17 protein-coding genes are annotated in these 21,790 nt (G+C 42.3%); 2 read left to right on the forward strand and 15 right to left on the reverse strand.

The window, feature by feature from the left end; genetic code table 11:
* Positions 1-62 precede the first annotated feature (62 nt).
* From clpX to IGI78_RS08965, 6 genes are all read right to left on the reverse strand, one after another.
* Complete coding sequence (gene clpX, locus IGI78_RS08940; RefSeq protein WP_005235713.1) at positions 63-1,307, reverse strand: ATP-dependent Clp protease ATP-binding subunit ClpX; 1,245 nt, start codon at positions 1,305-1,307, stop codon at positions 63-65.
* Between the two features lie 226 nt (positions 1,308-1,533).
* Positions 1,534-2,817, reverse strand: a complete 1,284-nt coding sequence (tig, locus tag IGI78_RS08945) for a trigger factor (RefSeq protein ID WP_005225965.1) — start codon at positions 2,815-2,817, stop codon at positions 1,534-1,536.
* 119 nt (positions 2,818-2,936) lie between these two features.
* Positions 2,937-3,884, reverse strand: coding sequence for a hypothetical protein (locus IGI78_RS08950; RefSeq protein WP_081118599.1), 948 nt, complete (start codon positions 3,882-3,884; stop codon positions 2,937-2,939).
* 37 nt (positions 3,885-3,921) lie between these two features.
* Complete coding sequence (locus tag IGI78_RS08955; RefSeq protein ID WP_081118600.1) at positions 3,922-4,752, reverse strand: RDD family protein; 831 nt, start codon at positions 4,750-4,752, stop codon at positions 3,922-3,924.
* Between the two features lie 2 nt (positions 4,753-4,754).
* Entirely contained in the window at positions 4,755-5,786 is a 1,032-nt protein-coding gene (gene sppA / locus IGI78_RS08960) for a signal peptide peptidase SppA (RefSeq protein WP_081118601.1), read from the reverse strand.
* A 31-nt stretch (positions 5,787-5,817) separates the two neighbouring features.
* Entirely contained in the window at positions 5,818-6,108 is a 291-nt protein-coding gene (locus IGI78_RS08965) for a hypothetical protein (RefSeq protein WP_086292299.1), read from the reverse strand.
* Between the two features lie 445 nt (positions 6,109-6,553).
* Between IGI78_RS08965 and glmS the strand changes: the two genes are divergently transcribed.
* The gene (glmS, locus tag IGI78_RS08970) at positions 6,554-8,365 is read left to right on the forward strand and encodes a glutamine--fructose-6-phosphate transaminase (isomerizing) (protein ID WP_430617964.1); all 1,812 of its coding nucleotides are present in this window, start codon (positions 6,554-6,556) and stop codon (positions 8,363-8,365) included.
* Between the two features lie 285 nt (positions 8,366-8,650).
* Here the strand turns inward: glmS and glmM are convergent, their stop codons facing one another.
* The 4 genes from glmM to nifJ all read right to left on the reverse strand — a co-directional run bounded on the left by glmM (position 8,651) and on the right by nifJ (position 16,027).
* Entirely contained in the window at positions 8,651-10,006 is a 1,356-nt protein-coding gene (gene glmM, locus IGI78_RS08975) for a phosphoglucosamine mutase (protein WP_077454554.1), read from the reverse strand.
* A gap of 39 nt (positions 10,007-10,045) precedes the next feature.
* The gene (locus tag IGI78_RS08980; RefSeq protein WP_077454555.1) at positions 10,046-11,137 is read right to left on the reverse strand and encodes a CdaR family protein; all 1,092 of its coding nucleotides are present in this window, start codon (positions 11,135-11,137) and stop codon (positions 10,046-10,048) included.
* The gene (gene cdaA / locus IGI78_RS08985) at positions 11,134-12,015 is read right to left on the reverse strand and encodes a diadenylate cyclase CdaA (RefSeq protein ID WP_005235688.1); all 882 of its coding nucleotides are present in this window, start codon (positions 12,013-12,015) and stop codon (positions 11,134-11,136) included. Before cdaA ends, IGI78_RS08980 begins: the two co-directional genes overlap by 4 nt.
* A 301-nt stretch (positions 12,016-12,316) precedes the next feature.
* Complete coding sequence (nifJ, locus tag IGI78_RS08990) at positions 12,317-16,027, reverse strand: pyruvate:ferredoxin (flavodoxin) oxidoreductase (RefSeq protein WP_081118605.1); 3,711 nt, start codon at positions 16,025-16,027, stop codon at positions 12,317-12,319.
* Positions 16,028-16,254: 227 nt separating this feature from the next.
* On the opposite strand from nifJ, the gene IGI78_RS08995 reads away from it, so the two are divergent.
* Positions 16,255-16,770, forward strand: a complete 516-nt coding sequence (locus IGI78_RS08995) for a DsbA family protein (protein WP_077454411.1) — start codon at positions 16,255-16,257, stop codon at positions 16,768-16,770.
* A gap of 88 nt (positions 16,771-16,858) precedes the next feature.
* On the opposite strand, the gene whiA is transcribed toward IGI78_RS08995, so the two are convergent.
* From whiA to IGI78_RS09020, 5 genes are all read right to left on the reverse strand, one after another.
* Positions 16,859-17,794 (reverse strand): DNA-binding protein WhiA, encoded by a 936-nt coding sequence (whiA, locus tag IGI78_RS09000; protein WP_005235679.1) that lies wholly within the window; start codon positions 17,792-17,794, stop codon positions 16,859-16,861.
* A gap of 18 nt (positions 17,795-17,812) precedes the next feature.
* A complete protein-coding gene (locus tag IGI78_RS09005) occupies positions 17,813-18,814 on the reverse strand; it encodes a gluconeogenesis factor YvcK family protein (RefSeq protein WP_077454412.1) in 1,002 nt (333 codons plus the stop codon).
* The gene (gene rapZ, locus IGI78_RS09010) at positions 18,811-19,701 is read right to left on the reverse strand and encodes an RNase adapter RapZ (RefSeq protein WP_081118606.1); all 891 of its coding nucleotides are present in this window, start codon (positions 19,699-19,701) and stop codon (positions 18,811-18,813) included. The genes IGI78_RS09005 and rapZ overlap by 4 nt, the downstream gene beginning before the upstream one ends.
* A gap of 113 nt (positions 19,702-19,814) precedes the next feature.
* Positions 19,815-20,525: an amino acid racemase gene (locus IGI78_RS09015; protein WP_077454414.1), complete on the reverse strand. Its 711-nt coding sequence runs from the start codon at positions 20,523-20,525 to the stop codon at positions 19,815-19,817.
* A 3-nt stretch (positions 20,526-20,528) separates the two neighbouring features.
* Entirely contained in the window at positions 20,529-21,782 is a 1,254-nt protein-coding gene (locus IGI78_RS09020; protein ID WP_081118607.1) for a carboxylate--amine ligase, read from the reverse strand.
* Positions 21,783-21,790: the final 8 nt, after the last annotated feature.

Here is a 21,790-nt window from a genome sequence, read left to right on the forward strand (position 1 = left end):
CCTTTTCATTTTTTTTCAAAAAGAAAGCCGGATAGCAATGAAACTATCCGACTTGGTCTCGATTAGACTGCTTTTTTGGTCTCTTCATTGTAAATGATTTTTGGTTCGCCAAGTCCTTTCGCAGCTTCTTCCGTAATAGTGACTTTTTGAATCGACTCATCAGAAGGAACATTGAACATGACTTCCATCATAATATTTTCGATGATCGAACGTAATCCACGAGCTCCGGTGTTTCGCTCAATTGCTTGCGCAGCAATCGCACGTAAAGCCTCTGGCTCAAATTCGAGTTCTGTATCATCTAATGCCATCAATTTTTGATATTGTTTGACAAGGGCATTTTTAGGTTCAGTCAAAATATGCACTAAATCATCTACCGTCAATTTCTCTAAAGCAGCCATCACTGGCAAGCGACCGATAAATTCAGGGATCAAACCGAATTTAAGCAAGTCTTCAGGAATGATCTGTTGCATCACACTCTCGCCTTCTTCAAGACGTTTGTTGTTTGTACCAAATCCAATAGTTTTTTCACCTAAGCGGTTTTTAACAATTGTTTCGATCCCGTCAAACGCCCCACCAACGATAAAGAGGATATTGGTCGTATCGATTTGGATCATCTCTTGATGCGGATGTTTCCGTCCACCTTGAGGCGGCACACTAGCAGTGGTTCCTTCTAGGATCTTCAATAAAGCTTGCTGAACACCTTCACCAGAGACATCACGAGTAATCGATACGTTTTCACTCTTACGGGCGATTTTATCGATCTCATCAATATAGATAATCCCTTTTTCGGCCATCTCTACATTATAATCAGCAGCTTGTAACAGTTTCAAAAGAATATTTTCCACATCTTCACCGACATAGCCGGCTTCTGTCAAACTAGTTGCATCAGCGATTGCAAATGGCACATTCAGAGAACGTGCTAACGTTTGTGCTAAGAATGTTTTCCCTGAACCCGTTGGTCCAATCAAGCAAATATTGCTTTTTTGTAATTCTACATCTTCAGCTGTCGTTTCTACATTGACCCGTTTGTAGTGATTGTAAACCGCTACAGCCAATGTTCGTTTGGCACGATCTTGTCCAATCACATATTCATTGAGAACATTCAATAGTTCTTGCGGTTTCGGCACTTCAGTAAATTCCCGAACTGCTTCTTCGTAAAACTCTTCATCAATGATTTCTTTGCACAAATCGATGCATTCATTACAGATATAGACCCCAGGACCTGCAACGATCTTTTTCACCTCTTCTTGTGTTTTTCCACAAAAAGAACAACGAACAGCTTCATTACCGTTTGTATTATCGTACATACTGTTCACCCCTTGAAAATTTTCCAACCTATTTAAAGGAGTGGAATTTGGTTTACTAACTTTGCAGTCTTAAACAATCATATCATAACTTTTTTGAAAGAAAAAGTTCTTTTTACTTTGCCTAATGTTTTCTTATCATTTGTTAGTAATTCCCAAAATCTCCATTTTTACTCCCATGAAAAAACGGCAAACACCGGTAGATGTTCGCCGCTTTTAAGAGTTTTGCTTACGCTTCTTTTGCAGTACCTGTTACAAGTTCAACTGCTTTTTTCATTGTGATATCATGTTTCAACATGTCTTCTGTTAAGACGCGTTTGATTTGATCCACTGGCATGTTGTAAGCTTCAGAAAGTTCTTTGATTTCGTTTTCGATATCTTCTTCTGTTGCTTCCAAACCTTCTGCTTTAGCGATTGCTTCGATGACAAGGTTTGTTTTCACGCGTGTTTCTGCTTCGCCTTCGAATTGTGTGTGCAGATCAGCTTCAGTTGATCCAGTTAATTGATAGTACATTTCTGGTGAGATTCCTTGACGTTGCATGTTGTTTAAGAATTCATCCATTGAACGGTGAACTTCGTCATGCACCATTGAATGTGGTAATTCAACGATTTCTGCGTTTTCAACTGCTTGACGAATTGCAGCTTCGTCTTTTGCATCTTCTGCTGCTTTTTCTTTTGTTTCTGTCAATTCAGCACGGTATTTTTCTTTTAATTCAGCTAATGATTCAACGCTGTCATCAACGTCTTTTGCGAATTCATCATCTAATTCAGGAAGTTCTTTTGCTTTGACTTCATGAACCGTTACTTTGAAGACTGCTTCTTTACCAGCTAGATCTTCTGCTTGGTAATCTTCTGGGAAAGTCACGGTAACGTCTTTGCTATCGCCAGCTTTTGTTCCCACTAATTGTTCTTCAAAGCCAGGGATGAATGAGTTTGAGCCAAGTTCAAGTGAGTAGTTTTCACCTTTGCCGCCTTCAAATGTTTCTTCCCCTAAGAAGCCTTCAAAGTCGATAACGACTGTGTCGCCATTTTCAGCTGCTTCGTCTTCTTTGATAACTAATTCAGCTTGTGCTTCTTGTTCACGTTTGATGCGTGCATCCACGTCTTCTTCTGTTACTTCACGGTCTTGTTTTTCAACTGTTAATTCTTTGTAATCACCAAGTTTTACTTCAGGTTTTACAGTAACTTCTGCTTTGATTACCCAATCTTGGCCTTTTTCCATGCTGTCAACGTCGATTTTTGGTTGCGCAACAGGATCGATCCCTGCTTCTTTTACAGCAGCTTCATAAGCTTCTGGAAGAACAGCGTTCAATGCATCTTCATACAACGCTTCTTCGCCATACATACGGTTAAATACTTGGCGTGACACTTTTCCTTTACGGAAGCCAGGTACGTTAAGATTGCCTTTCACTTTATTGAATGCAGTCGTCAAGCCTTTTTGGATTTCTGCTTGAGCGATCGTAAATGTCAAAACACCATCATTGGTGCCTGTTTTTTCCCATTTTGCAGTCATTTATTTCCCTCCGAATATTAATTGATTTACATATGAAATAGCTTCATGCATACCTTTAAATAGTACACTAACGTTGTTTAATTGTAAACATTTTACCATGAAAGTTGCGAATTTTTCTTTCAGCGAATGCTCAATCGTAGGATATTGCGCAAGTGTCGTTTGCGCTCTTCTATTTCATTCGCTGCTTTCGGCTGTTCTTTTTCTTCAAATAACCCGCGATAATCTGCAACGTAGCTTGCCACCCACGCTTTTGCCTCTTCTTTTGCTGGTAAAAATGGGTAGCTGATAGCTAAATGATCATTGATTTCTGCTGAGACACTTTCTGCTAAAATCGGATCTTCTTGGGCGATCGTTTCGTCAATCTCTTTCTTGATCGCCTTAACAGCGTCATCCTCTTGCAAAAGTTTCACCTTTTTCGGAATGATCTGCTGCATATTCCCAAGGTAATCGATCAGTTCAAATGGTTCGTCTACTTCTAAACGCACCAGCTCATCCACTAATTTAGGCAGTAAATACGGATTTTTGATGGAAGCCAGCGTTTCATGCATCAGCGTGACAAATTGTGGTTTAGTAATGGCTTGGGTAAAAACGTGCCATTCTGTTGCACTCACCGGTTGATTGGCTTCATCTAATGCACGTAAATGCTTGCGCTTCCCATGAAAATCTTCCAATCCTAAAATTTGCTGCACTTCTTCTACTTTAGCTAATTCACTTGCTAGCTGTTCCTGATAGCGGCTTGCAATTTTTGTTTTTTTACCTAATGTAAGCCAGCGCCGAGCTTTTAAATACTGTCCATCCAAGATCAACAGATGACCAATTTGTAAATACCCATCGGTTTCTTTTAAATAGTCATCTAAATAGTCTTCCGCCAGATCTAACGCTTTGGCAAAATCATTCAGCTGCTGCAGACATTCAACCAGCCATTGATTGATCTCAAAACTGGCATTTTTTTGATAGAGTTCATTGTACAGGCGAAAAGCTTGCAAAAACTCTTTTGACTGGTAGGCTTTTTCTGCCGCCAGACGAAGCCGTTCATTTGGTCCTGGAAAATCAATCGTCTCGCCCATTCACGATCCCTCCTTTACTACTTGCTTGATCTGCTGGTTAGTTCTGTGCACCAACCATTGCATGATTGGCATCTACCTGTTTATTAAAGGCTTTGATCAGATTGATGGTCACCACACTCGTCTCAGCAAAATAATCCGCAGCCTGCTGCTTATTTTTATTAAAAATGATTGGCAGGTAACCGAGATAAAAGAAAACATTGAATTGCAGCACATAGCGCCCGCAAAGTTCGCGGATCAAGACCGTTTGCCAGCTGAGTTCTTCTTCGACGAAAGAAATAACGCGGATGCCAAAAAGCATTTTCCCAATTGTTTGACCATGATTCAGCTTCGTCATCAGAACAAAATAGCCGAGATAGATCCCTAAGGCACAGATGTTGTAAAGGCCAAACCGCTGGTTAGTTGCCGTTAGATTCGCTAGATTATAGATACTGCCGATCGTTATTTGCGTGATTGCCCGAATCACTAGAAGATCCACTAAAAAAGCAGACAGACGGATCCAAAAACCGGCAAAAAAGTAACTAGGAAAGTCATTAAAGAACCGTTTGTCTTCGGTCTGTTTTTCAGGTTCTTCAAAATGTTGCCACGCTTTTTGTCTTTCTTCGATCTCGCTTTGGGTATACTCTTCTTCTTGAAAAGACCTCAAGACTTGTTGATAAAAATCATCGGGATGGTTTACTTGTCCGTTTCTCATCGCTTTGCTGGCGTTTACTGGTTCGGTTGTTTCTGAAACCTGTGCTTCAGTTGGCGCATCCGTTTGACCGGTTGACGGTATGGAGGTTTCCCGCTGTTCCCTTTGATCGATTGACGTACTTGTGTGATTGTCATCCGTTGACGATGCGCCAGCGGAATACTTGTTTTTCTCTGTCATAGTTATTCACCTCCATAGTAATAAAGAGGTTTAGGAGCATCGCTGGTTCCAAGGCTTTCCATCAATTGGATCACTCGCTCTGTGTTTGATTCTTTTAATCCTTGCAGTTCGGCTAAACTTGAACCTAACCAAGTAGAAGCAAATCCAGTAGATGAAACGTCATAGCTGAAAATCTCGGCATCTTCCAAGCCTAGATCTGCTTGCATTGCTGCTAATGTATCTTCAGGAAAGCCGATTTCATCTACTAAGCCAACAGACACTGCTTGCTGACCATCATAGATGCGGCCATCAGCGATTTTTCTGACAGCTTCTTCTGTCATGCCACGTCCTTCTGCTACGATTTTAACGAACCGACCATAGGCATTGTCGACATAGGTTTGCAAGACTTCTTTGTCGGCTTCTGTTGGTTCTCTCGTTGCTGAACCTACATCTTTTAGTGCACCACTTTTATACGTATTGTCTTCGATCCCTAGCTTTTCGAATAAGCCGGCATAGTTGAGCCCTGACATGATCACTCCGATTGAACCGGTAATCGTTTCATCCGTTGCAAAAATTTTATCAGCACCTGCCGAGATATAATAACCGCCACTGGCTGCCATATTTTTCATACTGACATACATCGGAATCCCTAACTCTTTGATTTTTGCTAACTCACGAGCGATCTCGGCACTTTCATAGACGCCGCCTCCAGGGGTATTGACTTCCATCAAGATGCCCCCAATAGTTGGATCTTCTTGGATCATCCGTAGTTCTTCTAAAAACCGCTGATGATCATAAGATTCCGTTGTAAATAAACCGCCGCTGGAGCTGCTGGCGATCGTTCCTTCTAAAGATAAGCGAACGATGCGATTGTCTTGATCTCCGGCAACTAATGTTGTCTCTTCGATCGCATTACTTCCATAGAACAAAGCATTTAACCCTTGCAGCGTCTGAGTTTCCTCTTGCTCTGGACGATTTGTGATTGCTGAAAAAACCCCCGAGCAGATAAATAACCCTGCTGCGATCGCCGCTGCGATCCATCTTCTTTTATTCATTTTCCCACCTAACTTTTCACCTTTCCCATAATTAGTATAGATTTTTAATGACGATCACTGCTTCTTCGTCTCCAACCGCATCAAATTTTCCACTTTTTTCAGCTAACACATAGCCACCAAAAAATTCCTTTGTTAGTTCATCCTGGACTTCGAATGTTTGCGCGGTTTCAACGGTGACTGACCCGGGCAAAATTTCTTGCAAGCTGTCCCAGCCCGTATCCAACATGACCTTTGTTTCATCTGTGACATTAGGATCTGTTTCTATCGAAGCTACCATTTTCTTTAGCTCTGAAAAAGTCATACAATTTACAAATTCTGGCATTTCATTCCCTCACTTTCTTACTTTTTTATTGTATCGAACTTAAAAAAAAAAGCATAGCTTTATGAGGAAATTTCTTGGGAATCTTATTCGACAAAGCTATGTCAGCTGTTTTGATTCCCTTTAGACAGGTTCAAATCAGCCTTGCCAATAACTATACCAATTATTTTTATATAACTTTCAGTTGACAGAAACAGGAATAGATATTATGATATTGCTTGTATTTCTATAAAATATCTCACAAGGAGGATAGATAGACCAATAAGGATAGCGCCTGATCTGGAAACAGATGACGAGGAAAGAGTTTATCGAAACATTCGGCGGATGACTCTAGGGACTGCACTCTACAGGCAAGAACAAATCTCATCGCAAGATGATGACAAAGACTTGCTACGCAGATAGAAATACATAATGTCAAACTAAATTTTTTGAAAGTAGGATTATCATTATGTGTGGAATTGTAGGAATCGTAGGAAAATCAAATGCAGAACGGATTATTTTGAACGGATTGGAACGCTTGGAATATCGTGGCTATGACTCAGCAGGTCTTTATGTCGCTGATCGCACTTCAGATCATTTAGTGAAAGCCCAAGGAAGAATCAAAAACTTGGAAGAAAAAGTGACTTCTGAAGTAACAGGAACGATCGGTATCGGACATACCCGTTGGGCGACCCATGGCAAACCATCAGAAATGAATGCTCATCCTCACACTTCAGCAAACCAAGCACTCGTTTTGGTTCATAACGGTGTGATCGAAAACTTTGAAGAGCTTCATCAAGAATATTTAAGCAACCACCAGTTTGAAGGTCAAACAGATACCGAAATCGTTGTTCATTTGATTGAAGTGTTGAAAGAGCAAGACAACAGCACGACCAAAGCAGCCTTCAAAAAAGCTTTGTCCTTGATTCGCGGCTCTTATGCCTTTGCTTTAGTCGAAAAAAATGATCCAGAAACCATTTATGTTGCCAAAAACAAAAGTCCTTTATTGATCGGTTTGGGAGATGGATTTAATGTCATCTGTAGTGATGCCTTAGCAATGCTTGATCAAACGACTCATTTTGTTGAGATCGAAGATGGCGAAATGGTGACCGTAACCGCCGATGCGATCGAAATCGAAGATCCAAAAGGAAACCTTGTGTACCGTGAATCTTATGAAGCACAACTAGATCTGACTGACATCGAAAAAGGAACGTACCCTTACTACATGTTAAAAGAAATTGATGATCAACCAACCGTCATGCGCCGCTTGATCCAAGAATATCAAGGTGAATCCGGCGAAGTGGTGATCGATGCAGCGTTAAAAAATGAACTTTTAGCGAGCGATCGGATCTACATCATTGCTTGTGGTACCAGTAATCATGCTGGTTGGGCAGCAAAATCCATTTTAGAAAAACTAACACAGATCCCTGTTGAGGTTCACTTATCTAGTGAGTTTGGTTACAACATGCCATTGTTGTCAGCAAAACCCTTCTTCTTGTTCTTATCACAAAGTGGTGAAACGGCAGATAGCCGTCAAGTATTAGTGACGATCAACCAGTTAGGTCTTCCTAGTCTGACGATTACCAACGTTGCTGGTTCTACTCTTTCTCGAGAAGCGAACCATACCTTGTTGCTTCATGCTGGTCCAGAAATCGCTGTTGCCTCTACAAAGGCGTATACTGCGCAGATCGCAGTGATGACGTTATTAGCAAAAGCCATTGGTGATGAAAAAGCCGTCCCTGAAGCATTGGACTTTGATGTCTTCCATGAACTAAGCATCGTTGCTTCTGCAATGGAAGCTCTAGTAGATGAAAAAGCTGTTATTGGTCAATTTGCTGAAGATTTCTTATCTGATACCCGCAACGCCTTTTATATTGGTCGTGGGAATGATTACTATGTATCGATGGAAGCGGCATTGAAATTAAAAGAAATTTCTTATATCCAAGCGGAAGGTTTTGCGGCTGGTGAATTAAAACACGGCACCATCGCGTTGATCGAAGAAGGTACACCAGTGATCGGTGTGATCACGGAAGAAGTGACCGGCTCTCATACGCGAGGCAATTTAAAAGAAGTTGAATCTCGTGGGGCTCATACCCTTGTGATCGTTAGCCAAGAATTAGCAAAAGCGACCGATCAAATCATCTTGCCAAACGTCCACCCATTGGTAACCAGCTTAGTGGCAGTCGTTCCAACGCAACTGCTAGCATACTTTGCTACTTTACAACGTGGATTCGATGTTGATAAACCAAGAAACTTAGCAAAATCCGTTACGGTCGAATAAGTTTTTTAAAAGATTAAAAGCAAATTGATTAGACTCTACAAAATAAAAAGACCGGCTAAGTGGATCTCTCGATCTTACTTAGCTGGTCTTTTTCCCTTGAATCTTGCCCAATAAATACAAAAAGACTTTTAAAAAACTAGCTCCACTTGTTGAAACCGCGACTTACCTTAAATGAGCACCCTTCATTCCGGTGATAATTAGGACGATCCTTTTTCACTTTTTTCTGACTAGCAACTGAAAAAAAGACGATCAAAGCCTTCCTCTGATCGTCTTTTTTTCGTTTAATTATTCCGCACCGATTTCTTCTCGAACGACCGCTGCGATTTTTTCTACATAATAGTCAACTTTTTCAATCGTTGGCGCTTCCGCCATCACCCGAAGCAATGGTTCTGTTCCGGAAGGACGAACTAAGATGCGGCCTTCACCGTTCATTTCTGCTTCTGTCTCTTCTACGATTTTACGGATTGCAGGAACATCCATCGCACCATTCTTATCAGTCACCCGAATGTTGACCAGTTTTTGTGGATAGATCGTTACTTCTCCTGCTAATTCAGACAATTTCTTTCCTGTCTGTTTCATGATATTCAATAGTTGGATCCCCGAAAGCAAGCCGTCTCCGGTCGTATTAAAATCTAAGAAAATCATATGTCCAGATTGCTCGCCACCGAAATTATAATCATTTTTACGCATTTCTTCTACGACATAGCGATCACCAACTTGTGTGATCACATCTTTCAAACCAATGGCTTCGACTGCTTTATGGAAGCCTAAGTTACTCATGACCGTCGTAACGATCGTTCCTTGGTTCAAGCGTTTTTGTTCTGCTAAATATTTTGCACAGATATACATAATTTTATCGCCATCAACAATGTTCCCTAATTCATCAACTGCAATGACCCGATCACCATCTCCATCAAATGCAAGACCAGCATCTGCACCTTTTTCAACGACGAACTCAGCTAATGCTTCGGGGTGCGTTGAACCAACACCATCATTGATGTTCAATCCGTCTGGGGAAGTACCCATCGTGAAGAATTCTGTTTCTAGATCGGCAAACAGTCGATTGACACTGGTAGCTGTTGCGCCATTTGCTGCATCAACGCAAACCGTGATCCCTTCCAAATCGTCAGGAATCGTTTGACGTAGAAATTGAGAGTATTTCAATAACCCTTCTGGGAACTCATCCACCGTTCCTAAGCCATCGGCAGAAGGTCGCGGAAGTGTGTCTTCAGGCGCATCAAGCAATGCTTCAATTTCAGCTTCTTGTTCATCAACTAATTTAAAGCCATCATTTCCGAAGAACTTGATCCCATTGTCTTGTGCGGGATTGTGAGAAGCAGAAATCATTACACCTGCGCTTGCTTTTTGTACTTTCGTCAAGTAAGCCACTCCCGGTGTGGAAATAACGCCTAGCTGGAATACTTCGATCCCAACGGATAATAGACCAGCAATCAATGCGCTTTCTAACATCTGTCCAGAAATCCGTGTGTCCCGCCCAACCAATACGCGAGGACGACGGTCGCCGGTTTCGTGCTGACTTAGTACATAGCCGCCATAACGACCCAATTTAAATGCTAATTCAGGTGTCAACTCCTTATTCGCTTCTCCTCTAACACCATCTGTACCAAAATATTTTCCCATTTTAATAACCTCTCTTATTCATTCTCTACAGTCAAACGACTAAGGACTACTTGTCGTTGTGCTGCTTGCGGAATTCTCTGTTTGCTCGTTTGTCGTGTCGACTGCCGAAGAATTATCTTGAGAATTCTCACTATTCTCTGCTTCATTGCTATCATTGTTTGATTGATTCTCCGTAGTAGTTTGTGCAACTGGTGTGATTTGGATCGTCACGACCGTCGGATTAATCGTCGTCCCATCAGGCACTGGAATGGTTACTGTCCGTTCCGTCGTTGTCGTGATCTCACTAACGTCCACCGGCACACCAATCTGCTGTGTTTCATCCAAGATACTTTGTGGTCCTGTCAAAACGGCACTAATACTGCTCATGCGGTAGATATAATGGGAGACCCCTTCTGGTGTTGTCCCTTGTTGCGTAACAAACAACTCAATTTCTTTACTTGGTGCTTCCATCATCAAGGCAACATCTACCGAATCAGGGTCAGCGATGATCGCTAGTGGATTGTTGTCACTATCCCATGCTTCGATCGTTCCACTGACAGTGATTGAATCACCTGTGATGTCATCGGGATTGACGATTGCTACCACTCGGTCGATTTCCGCTAACGTTTGATCGCCGGTCGTGATTTCTACTTTCTGCGGATCGACACTCATTGAATCGACGCCGTAGCCGCTGGTTGCTCCGTCGGTGGAGATGACGGGTTCAACGGTAAAGGTTTGGGTGACTTTTTTCTCGATCGTCACAGTGACTGTTTTTGGTTCGATTTCAGCTGTGACACTTGAACTAAGATTTTTTACTTCTAAAGGGACCTCGTGCGTTCCTTCATCGAGACCAGTCAAATCAGCTACGACTCGAAAGCTCCGTGTTTCCTCACTACGTTCTGCATTCAATTGTACACGATTTCGACTAGATAAGGTCACATCCACTGTTGTTTCAAATCCTTGGATGAAGTATTCATCCGTATCGTAGGTGGTCTGAATCGGTACATTATCGATCTCTTCCTCATAAGGATTTGATGTTCCCGCAAGATTGACTTGCAGACTTGATCCGCTGGCAATGAAAAACAGAACCAGACTAAAGAACAGCGCTAGTATACCATAAAATACGTTTTGACGACGTTCTTTCTTGATCATTTTCTTCCTCCTTTGTTGACCCCTTCAAAGAAAGATTGCAGCAAGTTGCGTTTACCAGGTTTTTCTTCCGGCACTAATTCGCGATTCAACACGTCAAGATACTCTTGGCGAGAAAGTTCGGTCAACATGCGATTATTTAGCGTAATACTAACATCACCGGTTTCTTCTGAGACGATAATGGTCAATGCGTCACTGACTTCTGAAATCCCGACAGCCGCTCTATGGCGTGTCCCGAATTCTTTCGGAATCAGCGGACTTTCCGACAATGGCAAGTAGGCACTAGCAACAGCGATCTTATCATCTCTTAAAATGACTGCGCCATCATGAAGCGGTGTATTGGGAATAAAAATATTGATCAGCAATTCACCCGTCACATCCGCATCTAAAGGAATCCCGGTTTCGATGTATTCTTCTAATCCCGTCGTCCGCTCGATCGTGATCAACGCACCGATCTTTCGTTTAGCCATATATTGAACAGCTTTGTCTAACGCTTGGACCAAAACTTCATCCCGTCGTTTTTCATTCTTAGAAGTCTTGAAGAAAGAGCTGCGTCCGAGATGCTCTAACCCTCGTCGAATTTCTGGTTGGAAAATAACAATTGCAGCAATCACACCATAAGTGATGACTTGATCCATCAACCAAGATAGCGTCTTTAATCCTACAATACCTGCCAAAAACCTTAGAACAATGAACAGGCCGACACCTTTGAACAACTGGATCGCTTTTGTTCCTCGCACAAGCTGGATCAGCTTATAAACCAAGTACCAAACAACGATCACGTCTAAAACATTTACTAAAAATGACCAAGAAAATATATCAAATGAGAGCAATTCTCTCCAATAATCTAAATTAAAAAAATCCCTGAAATTTATCAACATAAACAGCCTTCCTTTATTCTTAAGACTTCAGATAATAGTATAACATAGGACTTCTTCAAAGATTTGAAAAAAAACAAATTTATGAAAAAGTTTTGAAAAAAAAAACAGCTCTTTTATTTAGTTTACCATTATCCTGAAATCATTGTTTGTCAAAGGTCTTCGAAGATTTCATCTAAGGAGTCATCGGCACCCATTTCATAGAAAAAAAACAAACGACCCTGAAAAAACAGCACAAACCGTTTTTCAGGGTCGTTTCTCCGCAATCGATTGATTCCTCAAAGAGCGATTAAGACCACTTAGCTTACTCTTGCTGACGGCGCTTCGCGCGTGCCGCTCGCCGCGCAGCCCTTTCAGCTAACTGTTCTTCGCTTAGGGTCTGTCTTTCTCTACGCACACGAGTCGATTTTACAGCCGATGTTTGTTCCGGGTGACCACTTTCCAATGGGCTATTTTCGTCCGTAACGTCTGTTTTTTCAAGTTTTGCTCGTATTTTTTCTTCTTGACCTGCTAAACGAGCATAGTTATAGAAACGAGTTTTGGCATCTGAAACGGTTTTTTCAAACAATGCTTGCGCCGCATTGGGGTTGGCACTGTGTAAAGATGCAAAACGAACTTGGGTCTGCATAAAGGCGGGCATTTGGTCAAATGCCGGCTTTTTGAAATCAAGGGTCATTGGCTGTTTCCCTTTTTCTGCCAGAAGCGGATTATAGCGGTAGAGACTCCAATACCCCGATGCAACTGCTTCTTGTGCTTCCTTCAAGGATTGACGCATTCCACCAGCAAGACCATGAGTGATACATGGTGTATAGGCAATAATGATTGACGGCCCAGGGAATCGCTCGGCTTCTTCAAAGGCTTTGATTGTTTGCATTTGATTGGCACCAGATGCGATTTGTGCGACATAAACGTGGCCATAGGTCATCGCCATCATTCCCAAGTCTTTTTTGGAAACAAACTTGCCACTCGCAGCGAATTTAGCAATTGCCGAAGTCGGTGTTGCTTTAGAGACTTGTCCCCCTGTATTAGAATAGACTTCATTATCTAACACGAGAATGTTGACATCTGCACCAGAAGCGAGGACATGATCAATACCACCAAATCCGATATCGTACGCCCAGCCATCCCCGCCAATCATCCATTGGCTTGGCTTAACGAATAAATCTTTCTCCTTCAAGATTGGAGCCAGCTGCGGAGTATCGGAGACTTCCGCTTCTAAGGCGGCGATCAGTTTCGCTGCTCGCTGCTGGGTCCCATCACTTTCTTCTCGATGAAAGTCCCAATCCTCAATCAAAGCCTGCAATTCTTCTGATACAGCGGCTTTCAATGACTGCAACTGGGCTGCTAATTTCTCCCGTCTCGTTTGATTGGCTAAGAACATGCCATAGCCATATTCGGCATTGTCTTCAAATAACGAGTTTGACCAAGCTGGACCTTGTCCTAAGTGATTGGTTGTATAAGGGGATACTGGTGAGGTTCCACCCCAAATCGAAGAACAGCCGGTCGCATTGGCGATCATCATGCGATCCCCAAACATTTGGGTCAATAATTTGACATAAGGGGTTTCCCCACAGCCCGCACAAGCACCAGAGAACTCCAATAAAGGTTTATTGAATTGGGAGCCTAGGACCGTCCCAGGTTTTGCTGGATTTTCTTTTTGACGTAAAGTCATCGCAAAAGCCCAATTTAAAGCTTGTTCCTTTTGTTCTTCGTAAGGACGCATCGTCAAAGCTTTCCCTTTGGCGGGGCAGGCTTCCACACAAAGACCGCAACCTGTACAATCTTCAACGGAAACTTGAATTCGATATTTTTGCCCATTCGCGCCTCGCATCTCTCTGACGATAAAGCCTTCCGGCGCTTCGGCTAATTCATCTTCATCTGCCAAAAACGGACGGATCGCCGCATGAGGACAAACAAAGGCACACTCATTGCACATGGTACAGCGATCTGATAACCACTCGGGCACTTCAACAGCGATGCCCCGCTTCTCAACCGCTGTTGTCCCGACAGGAATCACCCCTTCAGTCATTTGATTCCTTACGAGGGTACCCACGCTTAGTTGATTGCCTTCTTGACGGTTGATGGGTTCCACGATTTCTCGCACAAATTGTGTTGTCGCAGTGGATGTCCTTTCCGGCACTTCGATCGTTGCCCACTTGCTTGGAACAGGGATTTCTTGTAATAATTCGATGGTGCGATCAATGGCTGCTTGGTTTTTTTCAACGATCGCCATCGATTTGTGCCGATAACTTTTCAGCGCCTCTTCTTTTAAAATCGGCAAGATTTCCTCGGTCGGAATGATGTTTGCCAAGTAAAAGAAGGCTGTTTCCATCGCGGTATTGATCCGTCCACCTAAACCAACTTCCATTGCCAACTGCATGGCGTTGATGGTATAAAAACGGATCTCGTTTTCAGCAAGATAAAGTTTCATCTTCTTCGGTAGATTTTTAAAGATTTGCTCTTGTGACCAGGTCGTATTTAATAAAAAGGTTCCGCCTTTTTTGAGTCCTTTCAGCAAATCATACGTATGCAAATACGCAGGCGTATGACATGCAACGAAATCCGCGTGTTCGATCAGATAGGTGGAACGAATGGGGGTATCCCCAAATCGCAGATGGGAAACCGTTAGACCGCCAGATTTTTTCGAATCATAGTGGAAATAGCCTTGCACATATTTTTCGGTATGGTCACCGATGATTTTGATTGCTGACTTATTCGCCCCGACGGTCCCGTCAGAGCCGAATCCCCAGAATTTCGCTTGGAATGTGGATGGATCAGTTAGATCTAGCGTTCCCTTTGATGGCAACGACAATTGCGTCACATCATCCGTGATCCCAATAGTGAAGCGTTTCTTTTGACTGGCTTTTGGCTTGAGCAATTCGTCATAGACAGCAACGATTTGATCAGGTGTCACATCTTTTGACCCCAGACCATAGCGTCCACCAATGATCGTCGGCCGCATCGCTGCATCATACATGGCACTTTGCACATCTAAAAGCAAAGACTCGCCATTGGCGCCAGGTTCTTTGCTGCGATCCAATACAGCGATACTTTTAACGGTAGCAGGCAGTTTTTCTAAGAAGACTTCTAATGGGAATGGTCGATACAAATGGATCGACAAGACCCCAACCTTGCGGCCTGAAGCGCACAGATGATCCACCGTTTGCTGGATCGTTTGCGTCGAGGAGCCCATCGAAACGATCACTTCTTCGGCATCTGAAGCACCATAATAATCCACTAAATCATAGTTGGTTCCTCTTAAAGCATTGATTTTTTTCATGTAAAAACGAACGATCTCAGGCAATGTTTGATAATGCTGATTGATCGTTTCCCGCTGTTGAAAATGGATATCAGGGTTTTGATTCGTTCCACTCGTTGTTGGGTGATTCGGATTCATGGCTTTTTGACGAAAAGCAGCCAATTTTTCATGATTAACCAGTTGTGCGAGTTCTTCATAGTCCAAAACCTCGATTTTTTGAATCTCATGACTGGTTCGGAAACCATCAAAAAAATTTAAAAAAGGTATATTGGCTTCGATAGCTGCTAAATGAGCGACTGGCGCTAAATCCATTACTTCTTGAACACTGCTTTCCGCTAACATAGCAAAGCCTGTTTGTCGGGTGGCCATTACGTCGGTATGATCTCCGAAAATATTCAAGGCGTTGGTCGTCACTGCTCGGCTGGCGACATGAAAGACGCCTGGCAGCATTTCACCAGCAATCTTATACATATTCGGCACCATCAGTAAAAGTCCCTGTGACGCCGTATAGGTTGTCGTTAAGGCACCTGTTTTTAAAGAGCCGTGAACCACTCCAGCAGCCCCTGCTTCGGATTGCATCTCAACAACCTTCACCGGCTGCCCAAAAAGATTATGCTTTCCTTGAGCAGACCACTGATCCACTAATTCGGCCATGGTTGAACTAGGGGTTATCGGATAGATCGCCGCAAGTTCCGTAAAGGCATAGGAAATATAGGCAGCTGCCGTATTGCCATCCATTGTTTTTCTTTTTCTCATCTATATAACTTCCTTTAATCATCATTTTGCACAATAAAACACAATTCATTATAGCTGAAAATTAAGGAATATAAAAGCATTCCCAGTATAATTCTGTTAATTTCGTGAAACGAAATACATAGATTCTCGCTCTTTTTTACTCTCATTTCACAGAGTTTGATGAAAAGACCTGTGGCTTTTCTTTCAATAGAAACTTCGGTAAACTAAGAGAAAAAGGAGGAATTTAAATGGATATTTCAATTATCAAAGCACAAGAAACAAATGCGGTAACAGGGATACATATCGGAGACCCGTCTGCAAAACCAATCGTAGAATTTATGAATTTGCGCTGTCCTTATTGTCGGCAATGGTTTGAGGAATCGTTACCGATCTTAAGTGAAGCTGTCGCAGCTGGGAAACTACGCCGTGTCATCAAATTATTTGACAAAGAAAAAGAATCCTTGCAACGAGGCAATGTGATGCACCGCTTTGTTTCTAGTACAGACCCACAAGCAACGATCGCTGAGATCACAAAAATTTATCAAACACAAGACGAATGGGGTCATTTGTCTTTACCTGAAGTGGCAGAATATGCGAAAAATACCTTAGGGCTAGCTGAACAAAACCATCCTGCGATCGCCGGAGAAATTGTGGAAGAAGCGAAAAACGCCAACATTCAATTTGTGCCAACGATTATCTTAGGTGGGCACATTTTTGATGAATCGATCTCTGCTGAAGAATTAACTGCATTGATCAATGAATAACCTCTAACAAAAAAACAGGAGCTGATTTGACACTAAAATCCATGTCAAATGCAAGCTCCTGCTTTTTTGATTTCATTCACTACTTAGATTAACTCACTTGTTCACGCAAATGATCCGCAAATTCATTGATTTTGCGAATACGATGATTGATCCCTGATTTCGAGATCGCTCCTGATGGAATCATTTCTCCTAGTTCTTTCAAGCTGACCTCGGGATGTTCCAGTCGTAATTCGGCGATTTCTTGCAGCTTTTCAGGTAAAGCTTGCAAGCCAACTCGATCTTGAATAAATTCAATATTGTCGATCTGCTTCGAAGCAGCGTCGATCGTTTTGTTCATATTGGCGGTTTCACAATTCACCAAGCGGTTGACTGAGTTACGCATATCACGCACGATCCGCACGTCCTCAAATTTCAACATGGAATTGGTGGCACCGATCAGGGTCAAAAAATCAGCGATTTTCTCAGCGCCTTTCAAGTAAGAGATATACCCGTTTCTACGCTCTAATGCACGGGCATTCAATCCATATGCGTTTAGCATATCGCAAATATCTTGGTTATGCTCCTCATAGATGGAATAGATCTCTAAGTGATAGCGGCTGGTTTCTGGATTATTGATCGATCCAGATGCCATAAAAGCTCCTCGTAAATAGGAACGCATTTTTTGAGTATTGCCCATGATCTCATCAGAAACATGGCTTTGAAACATCAGCCCGTCCATGATATCTAAGTCCAAAAGCACGCGCTTTGTCTCTTGCTTCAAACGAACGATGTAGACGTTATTCTTTTTTAATTTCATTTTGCGACGGACCAGCAATTCGCTGCGCACGTCGTAATGATCTTTTAGTAAAGAATAGATGCGTCTGGCAATCGCCGCGTTTTCTGTTTGAACGTTTAAAACAAATTGCTGGTTGTTGATACTTAATGACCCATTCATCCGAATCAAAGCTGCCAATTCTGCCTTGGCATGTTCGCGATGAACTTCTAATGCAGTCAATTCTTTTTTCACTTCTGCTGCAAAGGACATAAAAAAATCCCTCCTTTCTTAGATTTTGGCCCCGTAAACGATACGTAGAAGTTCTTCAATCACTTTATCTCCGTCATGAAAAACTCCGCCATCTCTAAGCTCCAGAAAGTCAGCTGAAATGACACGGCTGGCTTCTTCTCGCAATCCTTGGAAATCGTGTTTCACTTGTACAAGATATTCATCATAAATCTCTGGGTCCATATACCCTTCTGGAACTTTCTCGGTATTAACTAACACCGTATCAATAAAGGGTTTGCCTAAATGCTTATGCAGGACCCGCACATGGTCGGCATCACTAAAGTGTTCGGTTTCACCTTTTTGGGTCATAATATTACAAATATAAACGGTTTCCGCTTGGGTTTCCAACATTGCTTGGCCAATCTCGCTGATCATGAGATTGGGCAAAATACTAGTAAAGAGACTACCAGGACCCAAGACGATCATATCTGCCTCCATAATTGAAGAAACAACTTTACGAGCTGCTTTCGGCTCATCATTATTTTCTTGATTACGAACAAAGACTCGATCGATTGTTTTGCGATCGACCGCGATCTTGGACTCGCCTACCGCTTCAGTGCCGTCTTTAAACACTGCATGTAAGACTAACGGCAGATCAGAGGAAGGAAAAACCCGTCCGTCGATATGCATGATTTTCGATAAAATCTGAATGGCTTCGTAGGTGCTGTTGCGCATTTCGGCAATCGCCGCAATAATCAAGTTCCCAAGGGCATGATTGGCTAAAAATTTGTCTTCTGCTTTAAAACGATATTGAAAAATATCGTTATACAGTTGCGGCATATCAGATAGAGCCGCCAAAACATTGCGCAGATCCCCCGGAGGTGAAATCGATGAGACCAAATTGCGGATTTCGCCGCTGCTGCCACCATCATCAGCGACCGTAACGATCGCTGTGATGTCAACACCTTGGTTTCGTAAACTTTTTAAAATGACTGGTAACCCAGTTCCGCCACCCACCACAACGATCTTCGGCTTTCTGATCCGGTATGTTTTCATTTTCATGAGCGATTCACCGTCTCTTTACGCTTATCTTTGTCACGATGGGTAATATTTACACGATAGTCTTCAGACAAAGTTGCCCCGATTCGCTCCGATAAAGCAACCGATCGGTGTTGCCCACCGGTACAACCAATGGCAACCGTCAAGCTGCTTTTTCCTTCCTTGACATACCCTGGCAAAATGGTTTGCAACAGCGTAGTAAATTGCTGATAGAATTCTTCCGTTTCCGGAAAAGACATAACGTAGTCATAAACCGGCTCATCTTTACCAGTTAAAGGACGCAACTCAGGAATGTAATGAGGATTTGGTAAGAAACGCACATCCATAACGATATCAGCATCGATCGGCAAACCGTACTTAAACCCAAAAGATACGATCTCAACACGAAAACCCGTCTCATGGGAAGCCCGAAACTCTTGATTGATTTTTTCTCTCAGTTGCCGTGGAGTTAACGTCGTTGTGTCGATAACGATACTGGCACGAGTCTTCAAATCATCCAAGATCGTACGCTCTTTGCGGATCCCTTCCGTAATTAAGCCATCCATCGCTAAAGGATGAGCTCTTCTCGTTTCTTTGTATCTTGATACCAGTTCATTGTCCGATGCATCTAAAAAGAGCATCCGGGTGTCGATAAAATTCGTATTTTCAATATCGATCAGCATACTCTGGATTTCTTCAAAAAACGATCTAGAGCGCAAATCGACAACTAAGGCAATTTTTGTCACTTTCCCTGATTCTTTGATCAGTTCCCAAAATTTAGGAATCAAGCTTGGGGGCATATTGTCGATACAAAAGTACCCCATATCTTCAAAACTCTGGATAGCGACCGTTTTGCCGGCTCCGCTCATCCCAGTAATAATAACCAATTCTAAATGATCCACTTCAGTCATAGGTAAAACTCCTTTCTGAAACAACTCTATTATATCATGCCGGGCGTATCATTGGAACACCGGCATAAAAAAAGACGTTAGCTCAAAAGATGCCGCTAACGTCGCTATCAGCTTTAGATTGCTTGGCGATCTGCCAATGCTTTTTCGATCGTCCGATCAACCAATATGGATTGAGCATCCACGACTGGATAAGGATTGTCAGTCACAAACTCATCCATCAAGGACAACTCGGTACATCCAAGCACTACGCTTTCACAGCCGATTCGTTCGGTAACTTCTTCCAATATCTCAAAGTAAAGCCCTTGATCAAGATGATCATTTTCTTTGATTCGATCATAGATCAATGTATTGACCTTTTTTTGGATCGCTGGCTCTGGCAGATAGACATCAAGTCCCAACTGGCGCAGTTCTTTCTCATAGATGCCGGCTTTGACACTGCCTTCTGTCCCAAGAAAGGCCACTTTTCCAGTGACGCCTTTTTCAAAAACGACTTTCGCCGCCTCCCGAGGCATATGCAGTATCTCAATCTCAGTGGCTGCTTGTAATTCATCAAAGAAATAATGAGCCGTGTTACAAGTCAGTACAATAAAATTGGGTTTTAATAGATTTTGCTTTTCGATATCATCCATTAAATAAGGAACCGGATTTTCTAACGTATTATCTAAAATATACGCGGTCCGATCTGGAACTGTCGCATGATTGAATAAAACATAGTTCAAATAGTCTTGGTCTTTATGGGTCTGCGTCCGTCGGTTTAAGATGCGAACAAAACTTTCCGTCGCTAACGTTCCCATGCCGCCTAAAATACTAAAAAAATTCTCCATCTTCTAGCCTTCTTTCGTATGGAAATACGTTTTGAATCGTTTGTTGTACAGATGGAACATCCTCTTTAATAGAATCCAACGCTTTAAAGATAAGTCTTCTTTGTAAAAAACAGTCGTTCCCCAACGATCTTCTGCTAATAATTTTTTTGCCCGTTCTTTTGCAGGATTTTCTTTTGCATAGGTCAAGAAGATGTTTTTTGGTACCCCTAGCCATAATTTCGCTTCTGGCGCGTCAGCTTTGCCATAAACCGTTTCTGTGTAAGGTTTTTCGAAGACTAAATCTTCTGTGATAAACTTCGCCAGATTCAATCCGCTTAAGGTAATAAAGAAACTGCTTCTTCCTTGACGCAAGTTGATTTCAAATAATTTGTATTGCCCGTCTCGTGCATCATATTTCAAGTCAAAATTGGCAAATCCAACATATTCGATCTCTTTTAGAAACTTGCGGATCATTTGATAAATTTGCTCATTTTCGTCTGGAATAATCACGACATAGTTCCCAACAGCACCTGGGGTTGGGTCTTCTAGTAACGGATGACCTAAGCCCATCACGCGAACTTCATGATTCTCATCAACATACGCATTTAAAACCCGCATGTTGCTGTCGTCACCAGGAATAAAATCTTGGACGATCATTTCATATTGATACCCCGCTTGATAAATGCGAGAAACGATTTCTTCAAATTCTGCTCGATCATCAATGATGAAAGCTTTTTTGCGACCTTCAAAATCAACCGAAAGCCACGCGACACTATTTGCAGGTTTCAAGGCTACAGGAAAATCAAACGGCAGCTCTCCTTTAAAGGTTCCTTCCGTCAACAGTTCAGGTGTTAAAATGAACGTCTTTGGATAAGGCAAACCATACTCCTCGCAAACTTCGTAAAAACTTACTTTATTGATCAACCGTTTTAATAAGGAATAATCATTGGCGATAAAGGTATAATAAGGTTGCAATTCTTCTTTGTGTTTTGCCAACAGTTCCGCATAGCCATCGCCGCAAGGAATCAACAAATACTTGATTGTAGGATCGTTGTAAGTGTTTTTCCCTAACTCGATCAGCGTCTCAGTGAATCCGGGATCATGCTCAAAACCTTCCACTTGATTGATTTTTACAATTTTACTAAAGCGGGTTGGCGCAAGTTCCGCACCAGCATAGGCAACTGATTGAATGCCATAAGCTTCGTGGAATGCTCTGGCCATACCATAAACATTCATATCGCTTCCTAATAATATGGGAAGAAAATTTTCCTGACTCATCAAAAATC

It is taken from the genome of Enterococcus sp. DIV1767, assembly GCF_050542585.1.
GTDB classification, from domain to species: domain Bacteria; phylum Bacillota; class Bacilli; order Lactobacillales; family Enterococcaceae; genus Enterococcus_D; species Enterococcus_D innesii.